Below are 21490 nucleotides of genomic sequence, written 5' to 3'. Positions count from 1 at the left end.
TGATATTTATTATTTTGCAGCTTCCTCAGCCCATCCATCAACAAATGCTTTTACAACTTTATCCCAGTTGGCATCTGTCTGATCTGCTGCATAAGCAGTAAGAGCAGATCCTACACCATTCTTCCATTCTTCGGATGGCATTGTAGGGAAGTTCCATGATACAGGTGTTTTACCATCTGCAGTCATTTTAGCATCTTCTTTTACGAATAAATTCTGAGATTCAACGGCATCTTTGAAAGGAATAACAAATCCCATATCTTCTGCCATAGCTTTTGTACCTTTTTCAGAAGATGTACACCAGTTAATGAAATCTAATGTAGCCTGGATATCTTCTTCTGATGCAGAGTTATTTACACACCAGTAGTTTTCTGTACCTGTACAGAGACCCTGATTTTCTTCATCTCCAACTCCAATATAGATAGGAATCATAGCAAGATCCTCGTCTTTAAACTTATCGTCACCTGTTAAGTTTGCATATTCCCAGGAACCATTCTGGAAGAACACTGCTTTTTCCTTCAGGAACTCATTACGGGAATCATCACCTGTCTTAGCAGAAAGATCTTTTGGTTCACATGTACTGTTGTTGATGTAAAGATCCCAGATATCGCGATAATTATCTAAGTATGTACCCTTGATCGCATCAGTTGTTCCAATGTCATCTTTCTGATATTCAAAATAGATTGGAAGGTTTGCAAGGTGTGTCTTGAATCTCCAGTCAGAAGATCCATCCATACCTGCAGATGTGAATGCAGCAAATCCTAAATCATCTTCACGTTTTGTAATATCTTCTGCTACTTCCTTTAATTTTGCAAAAGAATTGATATCTTCTACTTTGTATCCAGCATCTTTTAATAAGTTTTTGTTTACAATAATACCATAAGATTCGATAACGTAAGCAATACCAGCTACTTTATCACCATCTTTTAATGCATAAGCATCAGAAGTCAGATTCTTCGTGATTTCTGCGTCAGATAAGTCATAGCAGTAATCTTTCCAGTTTTCAAGACCTACTGGTCCATTAACCTGGAATAATGTAGGCGCATCGGATTTACCCATTTCTGCCATAAGAGTAGTTTCGTATTCACCGGAAGCTGCTGTTACAACGGTAACTTTCACACCGGTTTCTTTTGTGTAAGCTTTTGCAAGATTCTGCCAAGCTTCGTCCTGTTCAGGTTTAAAGTTTAAATAATAAACAGAACCTTTTTTGTCGCTGTTTTTGCTACTGTCATCTGCTTTCTTCTCTCCACCACATCCAGCTAAGAGACCAACGCACATAACGATCGCGAATAATGAGGCAAGTAACTTTTTCATTTTGATTCTCCTTTCTAAATAACTGTTTACAGTTCAAAATGTAAAATACCTTTACTACAGTTTCCCCCCTGCAGTACGTTAATCTCAATATAGCAACTTTTATTTATTTTGTCAATATATTTGGTTTGAATATCAAATTTTATTATGCATAATGTATATTTTTTTGCATTTTAAATCTTATTTTTCTACACTTTCTTTATTTTATTCAAAAACAATATGACTAGTTTTATTTATTATGGTAATTTTGTATAAAAAGAGGGTTCCCTATGCACATTATATTCCCTTCATCGTAAGCTGAATTCTCTTTTTCTTCTCATCCACACTCATAACTTTGACATCCACAATATCTCCTACCGATACGACTTCCATCGGATGCTTGATGAATTTATCTGCCATCTGGGAGATATGGACCAGCCCATCCTGATGGACACCGATATCCACAAAGGCACCAAAATCTATGACATTGCGCACCGTTCCCTTTAAGATCATGCCTTCTTTTAGATCACTGATCTCCATGACATCATGGCGAAGCAGTGGTTTTGGCATCTCTTCTCTTGGATCCCTTCCCGGTTTCTCCAATTCTTTTACAATATCTGCAAGGGTAATCTCTCCAACTCCTAGCTGTGCTGCCAGATCTTTTTTATTTTTTACCCTTTTGGAAATACCGCTCAGTCCATTCTTGGTAAGGTCGTTAAGCTCATATCCCAACTTTTCCAAAAGGTGCTCTGCAGCCTCATAGGATTCTGGATGTACCCCTGTGGCATCCAGCGGATTCTTCCCTTCTGAAATTCTTAAAAATCCAGCACACTGCTCGTACGCCTTTGGTCCTAGCTTGGCAACCTTTAACAGCTGTTTTCTGGTGGTAAATTTTCCATGCTCCTCCCGATAGGATACAATGTTCTTCGCCACTGCTTTACTGATGCCAGATACATATTCCAGCAAAGAAGCAGAAGCAGTATTTAAGTCAACGCCTACTGCATTTACCGCGTCCTCTACGACTCCCTGCAGGGCTTCTTCTAACTTCTTCTGGTTCATATCATGCTGATACTGTCCCACACCGATGGCCTTTGGTTCAATCTTTACCAATTCTGCCAATGGATCCTGTACCCTTCTCGCGATGGATGCCGCACTCCTCTGTCCGACATCAAAGTTTGGAAACTCTTCCATGGCAAGTTTGCTGGCAGAGTATACAGATGCGCCTGCCTCGTTGGTAATAATATAAGAAACTGGAAGTTTATTCTCCTTTAGCATCTCCGCTACGATCTGCTCAGATTCTCTGGAGGCTGTCCCATTCCCAATGGAGATTAATGTCACTCCATATTTTTTTATCATATCCGTTACCGTCTTTTTCGCCTCTTTGACCTTATTCTGAGGTGCGGTAGGATATACCACCACCGTATCTAACACCTTGCCTGTAGCATCTACCACAGCAAGCTTACATCCAGTACGAAATGCCGGATCCCAGCCTAAAACGACCTGGTTGGCAATTGGCGGCTGCATCAGGAGCTGCTCTAGATTCTTTCCAAACACCTTAATGGCATCATCCTCTGCCCTCTGGGTCAATTCTGATCGAATCTCCCTTTCGATGGCGGGAGCGATCAGACGCTTATAGGCATCCAGAATCGTCTCTTTCATCAGTGCATTGGTGGCTACACAGTCTTTTGTAATCAGCTTTTTCTCCAGATATCCTAAGATCCGTTCCTCTTCCACCTGAATCTTTGCTGTTAGAATCTTTTCCTTTTCTCCTCTGTTGATAGCCAGAATTCGATATCCCGGAATTTTCGCTACGCCTTCCTCAAAATCATAATACATATCGTATACAGAGCTTTGCTTCTCATCCTTAGCTACAGAAATGATCGTTCCATGATTCCATGTATACTTCCGGATGTAAGTACGAAAATCTGCACGATCGGCAATCCCTTCGGCAATAATATCCTCTGCTCCCTGAATGGCTTCTTCTATGGTTGCCACCTTTTCTGTCAGGAATTTTTCTGCTTCTGTTTCGATTTCTCCTTTTATCGTCGGAAGCAGGATCAGATTGGCCAGCGGCTCTAATCCTTTTTCCCTGGCGATCATCGCTCTGGTCCTCCGTTTTTGTTTGTATGGACGATACAGATCCTCCACGGCAATCAATGTCTGGGCATCCTGAATCTCCTTTTTCAATTCCGCTGTCAGCTTGCCCTGTGTCTCAATGCTTTTTAATACGGCTTCCTTACGTTCTTCTAAATTCCTTAAATAACTCAGTCTCTCACTTAGATTTCTCAGTACCTCATCATTGAGAGACCCGGTTGCTTCCTTTCGATAACGTGCAATAAAAGGAATCGTATTCCCTTCATCCATCAATCTGACCGCTGCCTGGGCCTGTTCGTAACGAATGTTTAATTCTTCCTGTAATTTCTTTATAATGTCCATATTTAAGCTCTTACTCCTTATTCCAAGTCCATGCTCTGTATTGAGTTATAACTTTAAACGAATCTCTTTCTCTTCTTTTTCAAAAGCACGATATTTCACCCCTACCATATCAAACATTCTTTTTGATGCAATGGTAGAGTCAGATTCAGCATATTTATCAGATAAATACACTACTTCCTTTATGCCAGTCTGAATGATTGCTTTGGCACATTCATTACATGGGAATAAAGTGACATAAAGAATGGCATTTTTCAGGCTTCCTCCTCCATAATTAAGAATCGCATTCATTTCTGCATGGCAGACATAGAGATATTTGGATTCCAATGGATTTTCGCATTTCTCCCATGGCATATCCTCATCGTCACATCCTACTGGCATGCCATTATATCCCATAGATAGAATCTTGTGCTCTTTATTGACAATGCAGGCTCCTACCTGAGTATTGGGGTCCTTGCTTCTTTGTGCAGATAGCATGGCTACTCCCATAAAATATTGATCCCAAGATAAATAATCACTTCTTTTTCCTGGCATATTCTCTTCCTCCTGTTTCTTATCCCACCGCTACATAGTGGCGGGGCATCTCCTACTAAGCGATAACAGACAAAACCGGCCTGACCAAAAGGCCAGACCGGTATATCTTATTCTAAAATCCGAATCTTCCTTATTCTTCTTCCTCAGCTGCTTCCTTCTTAGCAAGTGCTTCCTTTGCTTCTGCTTCTGCACGCTTTCTTTCTTCTTCCATAATTCTTAATTCTTCTGCGCGCTTTTCTTCCAGCATTCTCAACTCTTCTGCACGTACTGCCATCAGATGGTTGTATAATTCTTCATAACGTTTTTTAGATGCACCCCATGAGAAGTCCTTGTTCATACCACGTTCTACCAACTGATTCCATCTTCTCTTATTGTCGAAGAACAGTTCCTTAGCAAGATTGATCACATACAGCATTTCTTCTGCATTATAGTTTACGAATGAGAATCCATCTCCACTATTATCTTCTGCATTATAAGCAATGACCGTATCCTTTAATCCACCTGTTTCACGAACAATTGGTGCTGTTCCATAGCGGAAAGAGATCAGCTGTGTCAATCCACAAGGCTCAAATCTGGATGGCATTAAGAACGCATCTGCAGCTGCATACAGCTTGCGGGCAAGCTTATCGGAATAGAGGATATTTGCAGAAACCTGATCAGGATACAGGTTCTGATAATGTCTGAACATAGCTTCATACTGTTCCTGTCCAGTACCTACAACAACAAACTGTGTATTCTCATCAATGATACCATCCATCACTGCTTCGATCAGATCCAATCCCTTCTGATCCGTCAGTCTGGAAACCAGTCCAATCATAAACTTATTCTTGTCCACTGGAAGTCCTAATTCTTCCTGCAGCTCTAGCTTGTTCTTAAATTTCTTCTTACGGAAATCGTCCTTCGTATAATTAACAAATAAGTTCTCATCGGTTGCAGGATTGTAGGAATCGTAATCAATTCCATTGACAATTCCTGTAAGCTGATGACTTCTTGCATTTAAGATACCCTGCAGACCTTCTCCATATTCCATCGTCTTAATCTCTTCTGCATATGTATCACTTACTGTAGTAATGGCATCTGCATAAACCAATCCACCCTTCAGCATATTTCCGTTATTATAGAATTCCAGCTTATCCGCTGTAAATAATCCATCATCCAGACCAGTAATCGCTTTCATCGTTTCAATATCCCAGATTCCCTGGAAACGAAGATTGTGAATCGTCATAACCGTCTTAATGCCATGATAGAATAAATTTGCAGAAAATTCATTCTTCAGATAAACAGGAATCAGTCCTGTCTGCCAGTCATGGCAGTGAATCACATCCGGTTTAAAATTAATAATTGGAAGAATGGATAATACCGCTTTGCTGAAAAAGCTGAACTTCTCAATATCCCATTTCATATCGTTGGTATATGGTGTGGAACCACCAAAATACATCAGATTATCGATAAAATAATATCTGATGCCGTCCATCTCATATTCCATAATCCCAACATGAACGCTGTTATTGACACTTCCCTGATTCGTATAATAATGCGTAATATATTTAAACTCTTTTCTATATTTATTTGGGATACATTCATAATTTGGAATTACCACTCTTACATCCCATTCATTCTTGTCAAATTCTTTTGGCAACGCACCACATACATCCGCTAATCCTCCGGTTTTGATGAATGGTACACATTCTGATGCCGCAAATAAAATTTTCTTCATAATTTTTCCTCCTAAAATACTTCTACTTACACCCTATTTCTTTTTTGGTTGTCCCTCGTACATTCTATTTTTACCATTATATCAAATATCACAGTCATTGTAAAATTCTTTCGCTTCCTGCACATAATGCTCCATATTGGCCCGGTTGTCTTCAATTTCTTCCTGACGCAATGGACGAATCGGCCTGGCTGGACTTCCAAAGGCCAGATAGCCGTCTGGAATCACGGTATTTTGTGTCACCAGGGAACCAGCTCCAATAATACAATTCTTGCCGATCTGAGCACCATTTAATACAATACTGCCCATTCCGATCAAAGAATTCTCCCCGATACTGCATCCATGAAGAATCGCCTTATGCCCTACTGTAACACCTTCTCCAATCTCCATCGGTGTATCCACATCCACATGGAGGACACATCCATCCTGAATATTACTTCTCCTTCCAATCGTAATCCTTCCATTATGATCTTGCCTGGACGCACCACGGACCACCGCCTGGTACCAGATGCTTACTTCTTCCCCAATGACTACATCCCCTTTTACCGTCGCATCATCTGCAATCCATGTATTGGGATGAATATTTGCTTCTACCATTGTTTTTCCTCCAACTTCTGATTTAACTTTTGATAAATGACCTGCATCCATGGTTCATTAGACACCTCCACCGCCTGCTCTATGGGAATCCAGGCAACCTGGCTGTTTTCATCTGGTTTGATTCGAAGTGTTTCTCCTTCCTTCGCCTCTAATAAGAACGTGGTGTTCAAATGAATGTGCGGAGATACATACGCCCCTCTCTTCCAATGCCCATGAACACAAATAAGCTCCAGCGAAAAAAGTGCTTCCTTCACCGGTACAAGCGTCTGAATACCTGTCTCCTCCTTTGCCTCCTTCATAGCCACGTGAAGAACATCCTCATCGCCATCTGCATGTCCTCCCGTCCAGGACCAGGAATCATAAATATTATGATAGACCATGAGCACCTTGGTCCTGTCCTGATTAACAATCCAGGATGAGCTGGTCACATGTGCAAATTCATTTTCTCTTGTTAGAATGTCCGGAAACTGTCGTAAATATTTTAAAAATATCTTTTGGTCTTTTTTCTCTTCCTCATTCCACGGCTCATATTTTTGTATGATTTTTATAAGCTCCATGTCCATTCTCCCTTCTGGTATCTAACAGATCATCTGCACAAAAGATTCAGATACCTCTTCTAAGAATTGACATAACTTCTCTTTGGAAAATACCTGAATCTGATCCTCCTTTGTCCGATCACAAAGGCTCATAATTGCAGACAGCTCCTGCATAACCTGATAAAGATCCCTGCTATCTACTTCCACAACCGGACAGTCATCGATTTTCGTATAATCCATATTCAGATTGATCTGATACTTCTCAATAAAATAATTATTCAGCTTTGAATAATCCCCATAATAATAGGCACCAGAAAAGAAGTCATCCCTGGAAACTATTTTTCCACTCTTTCCAATTCTTACTTTCGTAATATTCTCCTTTTTCTCTCGAACTCTTCCGGCATTATCATAAAAGGTTGCCATCTGTGGCCAGTATGCTTTTACAAACTGCTCATCCAAATATAAATGAGCATAGTAGCCCAGCACAACCGGATTCTCAAGCATAGACTCATATTTATGCAAAAATCGAGAAAGATCCGGACTAATAGCCATCCGGTCCATTGTCGCCGGATCCCAGAAATGTGATGTTACTTTCGCAAGCTTTTTCTTCGTATCAGGAAGCAGATTACCAGCAATAAAATCTCTTTTCCATTCTGCTGTCTGCTTCCTTTGCATTTTACTCATAATCAAATTCGCTTCTGCCATATGCATAATATACCCTGGCATAACCCAATCCCTCTTTTCGTATTTTATTCAAAAAGATCGATCAAATCTTCCAAGCCGTCGATCTTCTTATATAGCATTTTCCTAAGTTCTTCTTCTGGCTGTGTCAGATCAGGAACCATGATCACCTGCATTCCTGCCCGATATGCAGACATTACTCCAAATGGTCCATCCTCTACGGCAATACAGTCCTCCGGACGCTCCCCTAACTGCCTGCATGCATACAGATAAACATCCGGATATGGTTTCCCATGCTCTAGCTCCGTAGCACAGATAATATTCTCTGGCTCAAAATATTCAAACAGCCCTACCTTCTGTAAATACCTTTTTGCTCTCTCATAATCACTGGCTGTTGCAACAGCAATCTTATACCCTCTTGCCTTCAATACCTTTAAGGCCTTATCGCTGCCCTTCTTTTTATCAAATCCAAACTCTTCATGCAACTGCTTTGCCATCTCCCTGCGTTTTAATCGCACGGACATATAAGGAAATCCTTCTCCATATCGTTCCTTTAGAATCCTCTCCACTTCTTCTGGCGGCAGGCTTCGAAAATACAGGGAATCTTCCCATGTAAAGTCATGATACCCCAACGCATGCATGGCCTTTACCCGACCTTCCACCAAAAATTTCTCTGTATCAATCAAGGTTCCATCCATATCAAATACAATTGCTTTTGTCATCTTTTCTCTCCCTGTTCTTCTATATTGAGATAGCTCAGGAGTTCTCCCAGCGAACCTATCTTACCAGTCAGCATCTTTGATAATTCTTCATCCGGCTGTGTCAGATCAGGAACCATGATCACATTCGTTCCTGCCCGATATGCAGACATAATGCCATTTGGCGAATCCTCAATGGCAACACAATCTTCTGGCTTTTCACCTAATTTTTCACAAGCATACAAATAAATATCCGGATACGGCTTTCCATGTTCCAGTTCCGTGGCGCAGATGATGTTCTTGCGATCAAAATACTCTATCAACCCTGCCTGAGTCAAGTACCGGACTGCACGAACAAAATCACTGGCCGTTGCAATAGCAAATCGGTATCCATGAATCTGCAATGCTCGTAACACTTCTTCCGCCTCTGGCTTTGCCTCGATGTTCCGTCCCTTCAGACGCTGCTCCATGAGTTCTTTTCTTCTTGTTCTTATTTCTTTATATGGAAAATCTATTCCAAAGATTTCCTTCATTGCAGGCTCTGCAAATTCTGCAGCCATACTGCGCAACATCAGAGCATGCTCTAAGCCAAATTCCATTACTCCGCATTCATGAGCTGCATCCTGCCACGCTTTGACAAAATGTTTTTCCGTATCGATCAAAACGCCATCCATATCGAAGATAATTGCTTTTATCATACTCCTACTCCTTTTCATATTTTAATCAATATTATACATGATTTCATACTATTTTCCAATCAACAGAAAAAAAGAATCCTGCTCTGCAGGATTCTACGCCTGCGGCGGGTCGCTCTTGCGACATCTTCTTATCTGCCGCAGTTCGGTCCTCACAGAGTTTTTTGTTACATAAGAAATTCAAAAAATTTTTTATGTAACAAAAAAACGCATCAGAAACCATTCTGGTTTCTGATGCGTCATTCATTTCCTGAATTCCGGATTTTACAATCAAATTATTTAATTGTAACTTTAGCACCCTGTTCTTCAAGTTTTGTTTTGATTTCTTCAGCTTCTTCTTTAGATACAGCTTCTTTAACAACTTTAGGAGCTCCATCAACAACAGCTTTTGCTTCTTTTAATCCTAAACCTGTGATTTCACGAACAACTTTGATAACTTTAACCTTAGCTGCTCCTACTTCTGTAAGTTCTACATCAAATTCTGTCTTTTCTTCAGCTGCATCTCCGCCTGCTGCACCTGCTGCTACTACAACACCTGCTGCTGCAGAAACACCAAATTCTTCTTCACATGCTTTTACTAATTCGTTTAATTCTAATACTGATAAGCCTTTAATAACTTCAATAATTTCTTGAGTTGTCATTCTTATTTCCTCCATTAATTTTCTAATTATTTAACATCACGAACCTTATGGTTCCGATCTTTCCTAAGCTTCTTCTTTTGCTTCTGCAATCTGGTTGATCACGCGAGCGAAGTTAGCCATAGGAGACTGTAAGCTTCCAAGTAATTTGGAAAGTAATTCTTCTCTTGAAGGGATAGTAGCGATAACCTTGATTCCATCTCTATCGTAGTATGTTCCTTCAACAACACCTGATTTTAATTCAAAAGGTTTTACTGCTTTTGCATATTTAGCAAGAATTCTTGCTGGAGCTGTTGCATCATCCTTAGATACTGCAATCGCTGTAGGTCCTTCTAAATCAGCTGTTAATGGTTCGAATTCTGTTCCCTGAACTGCGAAACGGATCATTGTATTCTTATATACTTTATAAATTACATCTGCTTCTCTTAATTCTTTACGTAATTTTGTATCGTCTTCTACTGTAATACCACGGTATTCAACTAATACAGCGGAAGCAGCTCCGTCTAAAAGTTCTTTAATTTCTTCAACGATAGGCTGTTTTAATTCTACTTTTGCCATTCTCTGGTGCACCTCCTTATACAATTTTTGTTTCGGTGTAGTGCCGCCTGTTTGGATAAAAAAAGCTCTTTCTCCACATACCTGTAGACAAAGAGCGATACTAATCATCTAAAACTTCATATCCTCGGTAGGTTGTTCTACGTTACGCTCCATGAGCACCTACTGTCTTCGGCAGTCTTACCTAACTAAAATATCATTATTTTTATCATTTGTCAACACTTTTTTGCATTAAATTCTTTTTTCTCCCTTTCATATCTGGGAAATATTGCACCAACAACTGCTTTTAGGTAATGAACAGTTTCCTAAGTTTTACCATTTTATGGTATCCTATTTATAACGATGAGAACTAGCATAAAGTTCTCTTTCGAACTACATAAAGCACAGGGGAGGAATGATTATGTACAAGATTGCCATCTGCGATTCTAACAAAGATGACAGAGAATCTTTATATCAGCTCGTTCAGGGCTATGACCCTAATGCTTCTATTACTATTTTGAAGAAACCGGATTCCTTATTAAAGGAGATACAGCGCAAGGGCTGTATTTACGATATCGTTTTTATAGAAGTTCATTTTGGTACAAAAGATGGTATTGAGATTGCAGATTACATTAATCATGTGAATGCTAACACACAGATTATTTTTAACACAAGGGATAGTCAAGCCATTTGCAGGGCTTACAGCACAAGACACGCATTTTATTTATTGAAAGACCAATGGAATCTTTATCTGACGGATGCTTTGGATGCTGCATATCACAATATAGAGACACAGGATACAGATAAGTTGGTCGTATCCTTCAATGGTGCATATACCATTATGGCACAGAAGGATATTTTTTATTTAGAACGCTCGAAAAGAATTACAATGATCATAACGACAGATGGCACTTTTAAGACTTCTGCCAATTTTTCAGAGCTTTCCAAACAGTTAAATGATAATTTCATCGTATGCCACAGAAGCTATATGGTCAATCTGGCTCATATAACTAATTTTACACGTACAAATTTGCAGCTTTCCGATCATACCTTTATTCCAATCGGAAGAACGCATTATCAGCAGGCAAGAAGTGCATTTAAGAATTACCTGCATTCTTTTCTCCGTATACGACCTGATATGGAAAAAGAAGAACCATCTATTACTGCTTATTCTACCCCCTACTCCTAACGCAGTTAATTATAGACACGTTACTTATTGCACTTTTTGACATATAAAAAGAGGATTGTTACCGCCCCGTAACAATCCTCTTTTTTTACTAAGCTTAAGCTAATTTTGTTGTATTTAATTTGATACCAGGTCCCATTGTAGAAGTAATTGTTACACTTCTTAAATACTGACCTTTTGCAGCTGCTGGCTTAGCTTTGATAACTGCATCTATTAAAGTCTGGAAGTTGTCTGCTAATTGTTCTTCTGAGAAAGAAGCTTTTCCAATTGGAACATGGATAATGTTTGTCTTATCCAATCTGTACTCGATTTTACCAGCTTTGATATCATTGATCGCTTTTGTAACGTCCATTGTTACTGTACCAGCTTTAGGGTTAGGCATTAATCCTTTTGGTCCAAGGATACGACCTAAACGACCTACGATACCCATCATATCTGGAGTAGCAACAACTACGTCAAAATCTAACCAGCCTTCTTTCTGGATTTTTGGTAATAATTCTTCAGCTCCAACGTATTCTGCACCTGCAGCCTGTGCTTCGTCTGCTTTTGGTCCTTTTGCGAATACTAAAACTTTTACAGATTTACCAGTTCCGTGTGGTAATACTACCGCACCACGAACCTGCTGATCAGCATGACGTCCGTCAACACCTAATCTGATATGTGCTTCGATTGTTTCATCAAATTTTGCACTTGCTGATTTTTTTACTAAATCAATTGCTTCTGCCACTTCATAAGTAGCTGCTCTATCTACTAATTTTGCAGCTTCTGCATATCTTTTTCCTTTTTTCATTTTAAATTCCTCCTGTGGTCTTATCGGGAGCTACCCTCCCACCTGTCTATGACTCATTTCTAAAGTTACCTAATGCGGCTTTCGCCATTTTTCATTAAGTGTTCAATGCCTATTCTTCTACAGCTACACCCATACTTCTTGCTGTACCAGCGATCATGCTCATAGCAGCTTCAAGGCTTCCTGCATTTAAGTCTGGCATTTTTAATTCAGCGATCTTCTGAATGTCTTCTTTAGAAATAGTAGCTACTTTTACTTTATTTGGTGTACCAGATCCAGACTGAATCTTACAAGCTTTTTTGATCAATACTGCAGCTGGTGGAGTCTTTGTGATGAAGCTAAAGCTTCTATCCTGATATACTGTGATAACAACTGGAATAACCATTCCGTCCTGATCAGCTGTTCTAGCATTAAATTCTTTTGTAAACTGTACGATATTTACACCATGCTGTCCAAGAGCTGGTCCAACCGGTGGAGCAGGTGTTGCCTTTCCTGCAGGGATCTGTAATTTAATATAACCTGTTACTTTCTTCGCCATGATAGCGCACCTCCTGATTATTGTGGTAATTGCGGGGATTTCCCTCCCACTGTCTGCATTCTCTTTCGTTTCTCTATTGTGCAGACATTCCTATTAGTTACTCTTCTTAATATCTAAGAATCCAATTTCTACAGAAGTAGCTCGTCCAAACATATCTACTTCAATAGTTACTGACTGTTTATGCGGATTAATCGCTTTAACAGCGCTGACTGTGCCTTCCCAAGCACCTGAAGTAACGATAACTTCATCTCCAACTTCAATATCGATGGAAACCTCTGGTTCATCTTCGATTCCAAGCGGACGCATCTCTGCTTCTGTTAACGGTACTGGTTTTGATCCTGGGCCAACAAAGCCTGTAACACCTCTTGTATTACGAACTACATACCAGGTGTCATCATTCATTACCATATTAATAAGAACATATCCTGGAAACATCTTCTTAGAAACCTGTTTTTTCACACCGTTTCTGATCTCTGTTGCCTCTTGAAGCGGTACTCTGACCTCTAAGATCTCATCCTGTAATTTTCTGTTTTCAATTGTCTTCTCAATATTGGCTTTTACTTTGTTTTCATATCCTGAGTAGGTATGAACTACATACCAATTTGCTTCTGCCATACGATCACCTTTGCCTTCTAACCAACGAGTAGTTTCATGCCATACTGTAGTACCAAATCAAATAAGGCAATGACTACTCCAAGACATACTGTTGCAGATACAACTGTAACAGTTTCCTTATAGATTTTTTCTTTGTCAGGCCAAATGATTTTTTGAAACTCTGCTTTCAGCCCTTTACACCACTGTGCAATTCTCTGAAAGACTCCTGATTTCTTAGGTTCTGCCATTTGTTTCACCTCATTTAAAAAATCAACTGACTACTTAGTTTCTTTGTGCATTGTATGCTTTTTACAGAATCTACAATATTTTTTTGTTTCCATTCGATCTGGATGAGCTTTCTTATCCTTTGTCATATTGTAGTTACGCTGTTTACATTCTGTACATTCCAATGTGATTCTTGTGCGCACAACTTCCACCTCCATTACTTAATTTCAATTTTGGGCATTAAAAAAGAATCCCACATTGCGAGATTCTCCGCCTGCGATGGCTCATATATATATTCATATATTCTTCCTTCGCAGCGCAATTCTTGCGGAGTGTTTTTACCTATGGATTACCATACGTAAAAAAAGACCTCTTCCATTGCTAAAATATAGCTATATTAATGTAGCATATAACCAAACGTCTTGTCAACTGCTTTTTACAATCCCATCATAAAAAGCAGTCTTCCCTGCTGCTTTCTCTTTCAAACAGCGGGAAGGCTGCTTTCTAAATAATTACCTGTTCTTTTCCTACATAGATTTTCGTTCTGCAATTTCAGCCATCTTGGCATCATTCAGTCTGGTGTCTCCCTTTACACGAGAATAGGAGAGATATCCATTCATGCGGTCAATCTTAGTTAAATTTCTGCTGCCACATTTCGGACATACATCCATGTCCAGTTCTTCATGACCACAGTCATCACAGTAAGACAAAGACAAATTGACTCCTTCATAGAATCCTTTGCCCATGGCTCTGCGAACCAGTGAACGGATAGCATCTTTATTATAATCGATCGGATATTTGACATATTGGATCTTTCCGCCATTACTCAAATCCCAGAATCTTCCTTCCAGATCCTGTTTCTGAATCGGAGTAATGTCCTCTGATACATGGCAATGGAAGCTATTGCTTACATATTCCCGGTCAGAAACATTCTCAATGACTCCATACTTCTTACGGAACTGCTTCACCTGAAGCCCGCACAGATTCTCTGCTGGTGTTCCATAGATGGCATATAACCTTCCATCTTCTTTTTTAAATCGATTGATTTCTTTATTAATATAAGTTAAGACCTCAAGAGCAAATTCTCCATCCTCTACCAGAGATTTTTTATTATACAACTGCTGAAGTTCGTTGAGTGCGGTAATTCCAAAGGAAGCTGTTGCTGATTTTAAAACCGGTTTGATCTTATCATGAAGTCCCAGATTACCTCCTAAGAATCCGCCTTCACAATAAGCAAGTGGATTCGTAGATGCCTTCATCTCGCCCAGATAATCATAAGTACGCAGATGCAGCTGTCTTCCCAGGTTCAAATAATAATCCAGAACTTCATAGAAATCTCTGCTTTCCTGCTGTGCCTTTGCATAAATCATTGGCAGATGCAGACTTACAACTCCAATATTAAATCGGCCTACAAAAACTGGTTTATCATTCTCGTCTGCAGGATCGATTCCTCCTCTTTCATACCAGGGAGATAAGAATGCCCGGCAGCCCATCGGACTGACAATTTCTCCATACTTTTTATACATGGATGCCACATATCCTTCTCCAGTCAGGCTTAACCAGTCTGGGTACATGGTCTTGCTGGAGCATTCAATTCCAGCCTCAAATACATCTTCCATCTCCTTGCCAGGTCCATGAAGATTCTCATCATATAAAAATACCAGTTTTGGGAAAAGAACCGGCTTTTTATGCCCTTCTTTGCCCTGTCCATTCTTACGCACTTCCAACATGATCTTCGTAGCCATCTTAGCAAATGGCTTTGTTCCAGTTCCCGCTGTAATCGTAATAAAAGGATAATCCCCTCTGCTAGAAGATACACTGTTAAACTTATATTCCAGTCCCTGGAAGCCCTGTCTGAATTCCCGTTCCACATCTTTCAAGGCCTCTTCTCTGGCTTTTTCTTCGGATAATCCTAAGGATACATAGCGTTCCATGGAACGTTTATATGACTTCTGTGCGTATGGTTCTAAAATATTGTCAATGCTTGGAACTGTAAAACCACCGTACTGCTGACTTGCTGCACTTAAGACGATATCTCCGATCACGTCAAAGGCTACATCCAGGGTCTTTGGCTCATTATACCAGAGATTTCCCATCTCAAATCCACCCTTTAATACGTTCTGTACATCAAATAGACAGCAGTTCATGGTATCTCTTCTTGCTGACATGTCATGGATATAGATGTAACCATCCCGGCACGCCTGAAGCTCCTCTGTCGTCATAAAAAATTTCTGATATAAGGACTTATTCAGCTCATTAAAGACCAGGCTTCTCTTGGTAGAAACCAAAGCACTATCCGTATTGCTGTTTTCCTTATCCCCAATATACATAATGGACTGGCTCTTTTTATATACCTCATCCAGCATCTGAACAAAATCCTGCTTATAATTGCGGTAATCCCGATAACTTTTTGCAACTGCTGGATTGGTCTGCTCCAAAGCTCCCTCTACTACATTGTGCATTTCAGAAATATGAACCTCTGGCTTATTCAATTCCAACACTTTCTCTTCCACGAAGCGACAGATAAAATCAATCTCTTCCTCCGTAAATGTGACCAGAGCACGATATGCAGATTTATTAACTGCAATTACCACTTTTTGAACATTAAATACTTCTTTCGTATTGTCTTTTTTAATCACCCGAACATCTTCAATCCGCATAATCCCTCACCTTTCGCTTATATTCTCCAATCACTATATCTTGTGACTATTTCCTTTCATTTCCACATCATATTGTGCCTTTTCTCAGACACGTATCTTATCATATCACTTATCTGATTTCTATGCAAGACATTGACTGTGGTTTTTTTATGTTTTATACTAGTACGGAAAATACAATTTTGAAAGGACGATAACCATGAATTATCATAACATAACAAAAGACGATATGCTCAATGGAGATGGCTTAAGAGTAGTCCTATGGGTAGCTGGCTGCACTCATAAATGCAAAAACTGTCATAATCCGATTACATGGGATATCAAAGGTGGTATTCCCTTTGATGAAGATGCCAGAAAAGAGCTATTTACCGAACTGGAGAAAGACTATATTGCCGGTCTGACCTTATCCGGTGGAGACCCTCTGCATCCAGCCAACTGCCAGACTGTTACAGAACTGGCAAAGGAAGTCAGAGAACGCTTTCCCCATAAGACCATCTGGCTTTACACTGGATTTGAATGGGAAGAGGTTTCGACTCTGCCGATCATGAACTTTGTAGATGTTGTGGTAGATGGAAACTATATAGATGCACAAAATGATACCAAGCTCCACTGGCGTGGAAGTTCAAATCAGAGAGTCATCGACGTACCAAAGACCCTGTCCGGTCAAACCGTGGTACTGCATTGCAGCTAATTACTTTACGGAATCGTAATTGTCTTTTTTGCGTCTTTTTTTGTAGAAGTCAGACTTTTTTGCAATAACTGGTATTGCTCGGGATTGGTCTTCCATGGACTGTTGTTTTTTAACGTAGACAGGTATTTCTGACTGATAAAACGAACACAGCCTTGCATACCATCTCCATATGGATTACTATCCGCCACATAGACCACCGCCTGTGCCTGGGAAATCTTTCCCAGACTGTCTTTTGCTTCATAGATAATTTTGTACATAGCCGGAATCCGGAAATCATCCTGATGAAACGATTCCGGTTTTTTTATTGAAATCTGTGGATTTCGCTTCCACAAGATCTGATCTTCCTGATCTTTCACCTCTCCATTTCCTTCCAACTCCTTTTTCACTTTTTCCCATTGATCTGCAATTTCAAAGTCATAATAAGAATAATCAGAGACCTGAATATCGGGCGGATGATTATAACACACCTTTATCAAGGCTTCTTTTTCTGTTACATTCCCTGCCTGATCCTGGGCAGTAAAAAGTACCGTTACGCCGACCCTTTCTTCCTCTTTCAGATTCATGAAGTATGTATCCATCTTTTCCTCCTGCATTCCCTTCGGAAACACCTGATCCACCGGCTGGTACCCATTCTCCGCCTTTTGATAGCTAATCTTACATACAGAAACGCACCGGTCAATGCTTTCTGCGTCCTTGATCGTTCCATCCTCCTGATCCTCCAGACGAAGAATGCTCCCCGTCAACTCTTTCTTTCCAACAATCTGATTTTCATAAAATACAGCCGTATCCTTCACTACAATCTTCATCCCATAGTCCCAGATTCCATATAAAGTCAATGACTGATTATCTTCATAAAGGCTTTCTGCAGAATAGCGTTTCCCCCCACCGGATGACTTTGTATTCCAGGAAGAAAATTTTCCCGTATCCGCTACAGGTATCTTCTTGGAAATCCGATAATCCTCATACCAGTATTTTACACTATCCTCTGGCAGTTCTCTGACCTCTTCCTCCCTGTTCCTTTTATATCGAACCGGGTAACTCTCAGATATAAAAATATCGGCTTTTGCAAGACTGATCTCCTGTTCCTTTTTTACTCTGGAAGCTTTCAGATAATCTCCCGGCCGCAAAAGGGAACACCCCTTCGTGTTATCTTTTAAGACCAGATGTTCTCCGCTCCACGTCCTGGTATCTCCATACAATCCCACAGAGCCACTGGCATCATAGATCACTTCTGCCACTTTTCTTCCCGCCTGATACTGAGATTCTGCCATGCTGACCGTTGCGACCCTTCCATCAGCAGACAATTCCCCGGATAAACGAATCCATGCATCCTTCATAAGATAAATATCATCGTCCTCTGCCAGATAAGTCGTCCCTTGAAGATATAGCTTCCCATCTGCTGAAAGATAAATCCCACTGCCATCTTCTCTTGCCTTATTCGCACCGGCCTGAAGTCCAAGAAGATGACATTTTCCATGGGAGACCGCACAGGCGCCTCCCCGCTTCGCCTGGCATCCACTAATGCTCCCATCTGTGATCTGAACTTCCGTCACCGCTCGTTTTTCATATTTTCCATTTCCAATATCCAGTCCTCCTCCTCTGTTTGCAGCCTGGTTCTGGAATATATCTCCCCCTGTAATCTTTAATCTGGCTCCATTGGTGATTCGGATCCCACCTCCATTATACGCTTCATTATGACAGATATTTCCCCCTGTAATCTCCGTTCTGGCATATAACCTTGGAGAACTTTCATCCAAATACCCCTGAAGTTTGATTCCTCCTCCAGTATTATAGGCACATTCTTCATAAGAAACCCGACAGCCTTCACTACCATGACTCTTTACATCCGCATAGTTTTCACAAATCTCTCCGCCGTCCATTAGAAACTTTCCACAAGAGAAGATTCCTCCGCCCTGCTGGGAGGCACAATGGTAAATCCTACCACCATACATGAGAAAAGTCCCATAATGACTTTCATCTTCAGATTCCACTGCCACTCCACCTCCCACTGCTGCATTTTTCTCCCTTACATCCAGAATCTTCGTATTTTTAGACCAACAGTCATGAATCTGTCCTTCATTCATAATAAATGTTCCGCCGCTTTTTACCAGAACACCGCCACCTCTTGGAAATACTTCCTTATCCTCAGATTTGTTATAATTATATTGAATCCTGCACCCTTGAAGCATTTCCAGTTTTCCACCGTTCTTTACTTCTACAGCCGCATTTCCCCGTTCTCCCTGTCTGGCTCCTCCATCGATTTCGATCCAGGTTTCCTCAGAAGCACTGCCCAACTGTAGCCTTCCAGTAATCGAGAACATAGAAACCTCAAATCCTTTTCGCCTGATTTTCCCATGTGAGTCTTCCAAAGCAAACATCCTCACCTTCCCCTCGATCTCATACCCCTTTGAGATTTCAATCATACGAGGGATCTTTATAGAAACCCATGTCTCTTTGTGCTGATTACTGTAGGTAATTGCTCTGGAAAGTTCCTCTTCCGTACTACACACATATATCTCCTTTGCACTTACTGTCTTGTTCTCCCCCAATAAACAGCTGCCCACAAGGACGATTCCAGCCAGAGCAGTCAATGCCAGCTTATTTATTCTTCGATAATTCCACATTTTCGAACTGTAATCTTCCTTTCCTTCTGATCCGATGTCTGAAAATACTGGGTTACCTCAACATCCAGCAGGCCGTACTGACAATTCGAGGTAATTATATGAATCTCCAGCTTCCCATCCGACATCACCTGTGCCTGAAATACCTTGTAAAAATACTTCTCCATATCACCCTCTGATGAAAATCTTTCACTTTTATGAGCTTCTAATGTTTGGGAGATTCCATGTGACAATGCCATCGATATCTCCACTTCTCTAGAAGCCATTCCAGTAAAATTAGCATTGATATATACGGCATATATCACCAGAAGAAGACAGCACCCTCCCAAAATCATCTGCTTCATATTGCACCTCCATTTTCATCAGCTATGCACTGCTCCTGACTCCTTAAAAAAGGTATTCAGGGTATCTGTAAGGGCGGTCTGAAGTTGTGGAGTAAATACCGCCCCCACAAATGCGCAGACTGCTAATACGATAATAACGGTTACTACTACTGATCCATATTCTGCCATGAACTCTTTCATCCTTCTCACCTCCCCTCTATATGGGAATATCCACTTACCTGATACTGCTGTTCTTCTTCCAGAAATGGCAGCTCCACACTATAGCACAGACTCACCTTTTCTATTCTTCTTTCATCTTCTGTTTCTTCCTGTAAGATAAGCCGATATCCCTGTTCTCTGGCTTCCTCTATACACGCTTCCTTCACCACTTTGGCGTATTTTGCCCCTTCCAGCCGTTCCATTACCCACGCATGGTACTGCTTGGCATCAGAAGCTTTCACCCCTGCGTGATAGACGGAAAAGGAGAACAGTATTCCTGTTAATAAGAATAACATTCCAATCATTGTCTCCAGCCCAAGCTTCATCTTCATCTCCTATAATGCATATCCACTGATTTCCCGTTGCTTTTCCAAAGAAAGTATCGGCAGGCGGATGGTATAAACCAACGTAATCCGATACCGTTTTACCTCTTCATAGGCGCCGTCCTCCCAGATCAGAATCTCGTATCCCTCTTTCTTTCCCGCCTTTATGACTTCTTCCATTACCTCTGTTTGAAAATGACTGTCTTCCATTGCCTGTACACATTTCTCATAATAATTCCACGCCCTTTTGGTATTATAGGCAATCTGATTGCACCCGATCAAAACGAACACTGTCATCAGCAATAAAATAGTGCCAAAAAGCATGGACATTGGAAGCTTCATCCTTTCCCTCCACTTTCCGTAATCAATACACTGATTCGCTTTCCTGTCCAAAAGCCAGAAGAATTGGTGACTTCATAGGATAAGATATAATGCCGCTTCTTTCCCGAAGTATCCAGATTACCTGTCAACCGTTCTTTTACAGCTTTCTCTCCTACGACATAAACCTGGATCTGGTCCGTAATATCCCCATCCTTTTCATCCACTGCCTGTACCTGAATCATATCCTCTGTATACAATGGGGAAAACTTGGCCCCTGCTGGTATTTTTAGTGCCAATGCCTTTCCATTCTTATCAAGTCCTTTTAAAATCGGTACACTTCCATAGGAGATAGACGGCCGATCCGATTTTACAGGAGCATCTCCGATGGATATCCTCTCTCTCATTTGATTCAAAAAAGCTCCCCGAAGAAACACCAGCAGACAGGTTCCCAAGCATACCATAACCACCAATCTTCCATATTCACCGATCCATATTTTCATCGTATTTTCTTCCTCCTCAGCAGAGCTGCTCCAAAAAGACCAAGGTTGCCATTTTCAGACACTCTACCACCTGTCGATACCCAATCAGCATTCCTGTTCCTACAAAAAGCACTGCTACATACGTTCCATATTCTTCTATGATTTCTTTCAATAAAATT

At 40.6% G+C, this 21490-nt stretch carries 26 protein-coding genes and 1 other annotated feature; of the genes, 2 read left to right on the top strand and 24 right to left on the bottom strand.

What is annotated here, in order from left to right:
- Positions 1 to 9: 9 nt before the first annotated feature.
- From BHF69_RS12720 to rplJ, 11 genes are all read right to left on the bottom strand, one after another.
- Complete coding sequence (locus tag BHF69_RS12720; protein WP_075672219.1) at positions 10 to 1317, bottom strand: ABC transporter substrate-binding protein; 1308 nt, start codon at positions 1315 to 1317, stop codon at positions 10 to 12.
- A 267-nt stretch (positions 1318 to 1584) separates the two neighbouring features.
- On the bottom strand, positions 1585 to 3723 hold the full coding sequence (locus BHF69_RS12715) for a Tex family protein (RefSeq protein WP_075672217.1): 2139 nt from the start codon (positions 3721 to 3723) through the stop codon (positions 1585 to 1587).
- A 45-nt stretch (positions 3724 to 3768) separates the two neighbouring features.
- Positions 3769 to 4254, bottom strand: a complete 486-nt coding sequence (locus BHF69_RS12710) for a deoxycytidylate deaminase (protein ID WP_075672215.1) — start codon at positions 4252 to 4254, stop codon at positions 3769 to 3771.
- A gap of 130 nt (positions 4255 to 4384) precedes the next feature.
- Positions 4385 to 5971 carry a glycogen synthase GlgA gene (gene glgA / locus BHF69_RS12705; protein ID WP_083651335.1) on the bottom strand — a complete coding sequence of 529 codons (1587 nt, stop codon included), beginning with the start codon at positions 5969 to 5971 and terminating at the stop codon, positions 4385 to 4387.
- A gap of 81 nt (positions 5972 to 6052) precedes the next feature.
- Positions 6053 to 6565 (bottom strand): gamma carbonic anhydrase family protein, encoded by a 513-nt coding sequence (locus BHF69_RS12700; RefSeq protein WP_075672213.1) that lies wholly within the window; start codon positions 6563 to 6565, stop codon positions 6053 to 6055.
- Positions 6559 to 7122 (bottom strand): NUDIX hydrolase, encoded by a 564-nt coding sequence (locus BHF69_RS12695; protein ID WP_075672319.1) that lies wholly within the window; start codon positions 7120 to 7122, stop codon positions 6559 to 6561. Before BHF69_RS12695 ends, BHF69_RS12700 begins: the two co-directional genes overlap by 7 nt.
- 21 nt (positions 7123 to 7143) lie before the next feature.
- Positions 7144 to 7827 carry a hypothetical protein gene (locus BHF69_RS12690; protein ID WP_075672211.1) on the bottom strand — a complete coding sequence of 228 codons (684 nt, stop codon included), beginning with the start codon at positions 7825 to 7827 and terminating at the stop codon, positions 7144 to 7146.
- A 23-nt stretch (positions 7828 to 7850) separates the two neighbouring features.
- Positions 7851 to 8504: an HAD family hydrolase gene (locus BHF69_RS12685; protein WP_075672209.1), complete on the bottom strand. Its 654-nt coding sequence runs from the start codon at positions 8502 to 8504 to the stop codon at positions 7851 to 7853.
- Positions 8501 to 9178 (bottom strand): HAD family hydrolase, encoded by a 678-nt coding sequence (locus tag BHF69_RS12680; protein WP_083651333.1) that lies wholly within the window; start codon positions 9176 to 9178, stop codon positions 8501 to 8503. Before BHF69_RS12680 ends, BHF69_RS12685 begins: the two co-directional genes overlap by 4 nt.
- A 272-nt stretch (positions 9179 to 9450) precedes the next feature.
- Complete coding sequence (rplL, locus tag BHF69_RS12670) at positions 9451 to 9816, bottom strand: 50S ribosomal protein L7/L12 (protein WP_075672203.1); 366 nt, start codon at positions 9814 to 9816, stop codon at positions 9451 to 9453.
- Positions 9817 to 9879: 63 nt separating this feature from the next.
- Positions 9880 to 10371, bottom strand: a complete 492-nt coding sequence (gene rplJ / locus BHF69_RS12665; protein ID WP_075672201.1) for a 50S ribosomal protein L10 — start codon at positions 10369 to 10371, stop codon at positions 9880 to 9882.
- A 49-nt stretch (positions 10372 to 10420) separates the two neighbouring features.
- Positions 10421 to 10561: a sequence feature (ribosomal protein L10 leader region), on the bottom strand.
- 207 nt (positions 10562 to 10768) lie between these two features.
- Between rplJ and BHF69_RS12660 the strand changes: the two genes are divergently transcribed.
- Complete coding sequence (locus BHF69_RS12660; protein WP_075672199.1) at positions 10769 to 11536, top strand: LytR/AlgR family response regulator transcription factor; 768 nt, start codon at positions 10769 to 10771, stop codon at positions 11534 to 11536.
- Between the two features lie 94 nt (positions 11537 to 11630).
- On the opposite strand, the gene rplA is transcribed toward BHF69_RS12660, so the two are convergent.
- The 6 genes from rplA to nrdD all read right to left on the bottom strand — a co-directional run bounded on the left by rplA (position 11631) and on the right by nrdD (position 16337).
- Entirely contained in the window at positions 11631 to 12323 is a 693-nt protein-coding gene (gene rplA, locus BHF69_RS12655; protein WP_075672197.1) for a 50S ribosomal protein L1, read from the bottom strand.
- 109 nt (positions 12324 to 12432) lie between these two features.
- A complete protein-coding gene (rplK, locus tag BHF69_RS12650; RefSeq protein ID WP_075672195.1) occupies positions 12433 to 12858 on the bottom strand; it encodes a 50S ribosomal protein L11 in 426 nt (141 codons plus the stop codon).
- 93 nt (positions 12859 to 12951) lie between these two features.
- Complete coding sequence (gene nusG, locus BHF69_RS12645; RefSeq protein WP_075672194.1) at positions 12952 to 13473, bottom strand: transcription termination/antitermination protein NusG; 522 nt, start codon at positions 13471 to 13473, stop codon at positions 12952 to 12954.
- Between the two features lie 17 nt (positions 13474 to 13490).
- Positions 13491 to 13700 carry a preprotein translocase subunit SecE gene (secE, locus tag BHF69_RS12640; protein WP_075672192.1) on the bottom strand — a complete coding sequence of 70 codons (210 nt, stop codon included), beginning with the start codon at positions 13698 to 13700 and terminating at the stop codon, positions 13491 to 13493.
- Between the two features lie 30 nt (positions 13701 to 13730).
- On the bottom strand, positions 13731 to 13895 hold the full coding sequence (gene rpmG, locus BHF69_RS12635) for a 50S ribosomal protein L33 (protein ID WP_278277078.1): 165 nt from the start codon (positions 13893 to 13895) through the stop codon (positions 13731 to 13733).
- Between the two features lie 309 nt (positions 13896 to 14204).
- Complete coding sequence (gene nrdD, locus BHF69_RS12630) at positions 14205 to 16337, bottom strand: anaerobic ribonucleoside-triphosphate reductase (RefSeq protein WP_075672188.1); 2133 nt, start codon at positions 16335 to 16337, stop codon at positions 14205 to 14207.
- Positions 16338 to 16533: 196 nt separating this feature from the next.
- Between nrdD and nrdG the strand changes: the two genes are divergently transcribed.
- Positions 16534 to 17025 (top strand): anaerobic ribonucleoside-triphosphate reductase activating protein, encoded by a 492-nt coding sequence (gene nrdG, locus BHF69_RS12625; protein ID WP_075672186.1) that lies wholly within the window; start codon positions 16534 to 16536, stop codon positions 17023 to 17025.
- Positions 17026 to 17030: 5 nt separating this feature from the next.
- On the opposite strand, the gene BHF69_RS12620 is transcribed toward nrdG, so the two are convergent.
- The 7 genes from BHF69_RS12620 to BHF69_RS14600 are packed head-to-tail and all read right to left on the bottom strand — an operon-like array spanning position 17031 to position 21483.
- Complete coding sequence (locus BHF69_RS12620; protein WP_075672184.1) at positions 17031 to 19649, bottom strand: hypothetical protein; 2619 nt, start codon at positions 19647 to 19649, stop codon at positions 17031 to 17033.
- Positions 19628 to 19990 (bottom strand): hypothetical protein, encoded by a 363-nt coding sequence (locus BHF69_RS12615; RefSeq protein ID WP_075672182.1) that lies wholly within the window; start codon positions 19988 to 19990, stop codon positions 19628 to 19630. Before BHF69_RS12615 ends, BHF69_RS12620 begins: the two co-directional genes overlap by 22 nt.
- A gap of 18 nt (positions 19991 to 20008) precedes the next feature.
- Positions 20009 to 20170 (bottom strand): hypothetical protein, encoded by a 162-nt coding sequence (locus tag BHF69_RS14275; RefSeq protein WP_192846998.1) that lies wholly within the window; start codon positions 20168 to 20170, stop codon positions 20009 to 20011.
- Between the two features lie 5 nt (positions 20171 to 20175).
- The gene (locus BHF69_RS12610) at positions 20176 to 20514 is read right to left on the bottom strand and encodes a hypothetical protein (RefSeq protein ID WP_075672180.1); all 339 of its coding nucleotides are present in this window, start codon (positions 20512 to 20514) and stop codon (positions 20176 to 20178) included.
- 9 nt (positions 20515 to 20523) lie between these two features.
- On the bottom strand, positions 20524 to 20853 hold the full coding sequence (locus BHF69_RS12605; protein WP_075672178.1) for a hypothetical protein: 330 nt from the start codon (positions 20851 to 20853) through the stop codon (positions 20524 to 20526).
- Positions 20850 to 21332: a hypothetical protein gene (locus BHF69_RS12600; protein WP_075672176.1), complete on the bottom strand. Its 483-nt coding sequence runs from the start codon at positions 21330 to 21332 to the stop codon at positions 20850 to 20852. Before BHF69_RS12600 ends, BHF69_RS12605 begins: the two co-directional genes overlap by 4 nt.
- Positions 21333 to 21348: 16 nt before the next feature.
- Positions 21349 to 21483 (bottom strand): hypothetical protein, encoded by a 135-nt coding sequence (locus BHF69_RS14600; protein WP_278277077.1) that lies wholly within the window; start codon positions 21481 to 21483, stop codon positions 21349 to 21351.
- Positions 21484 to 21490: the final 7 nt, after the last annotated feature.

Origin of the sequence: Anaerostipes sp. 992a (assembly GCF_001940245.1) — a bacterium.
GTDB lineage: Bacteria > Bacillota > Clostridia > Lachnospirales > Lachnospiraceae > Fimousia.
This window is presented reverse-complemented; position numbering and strand designations above follow the sequence as displayed.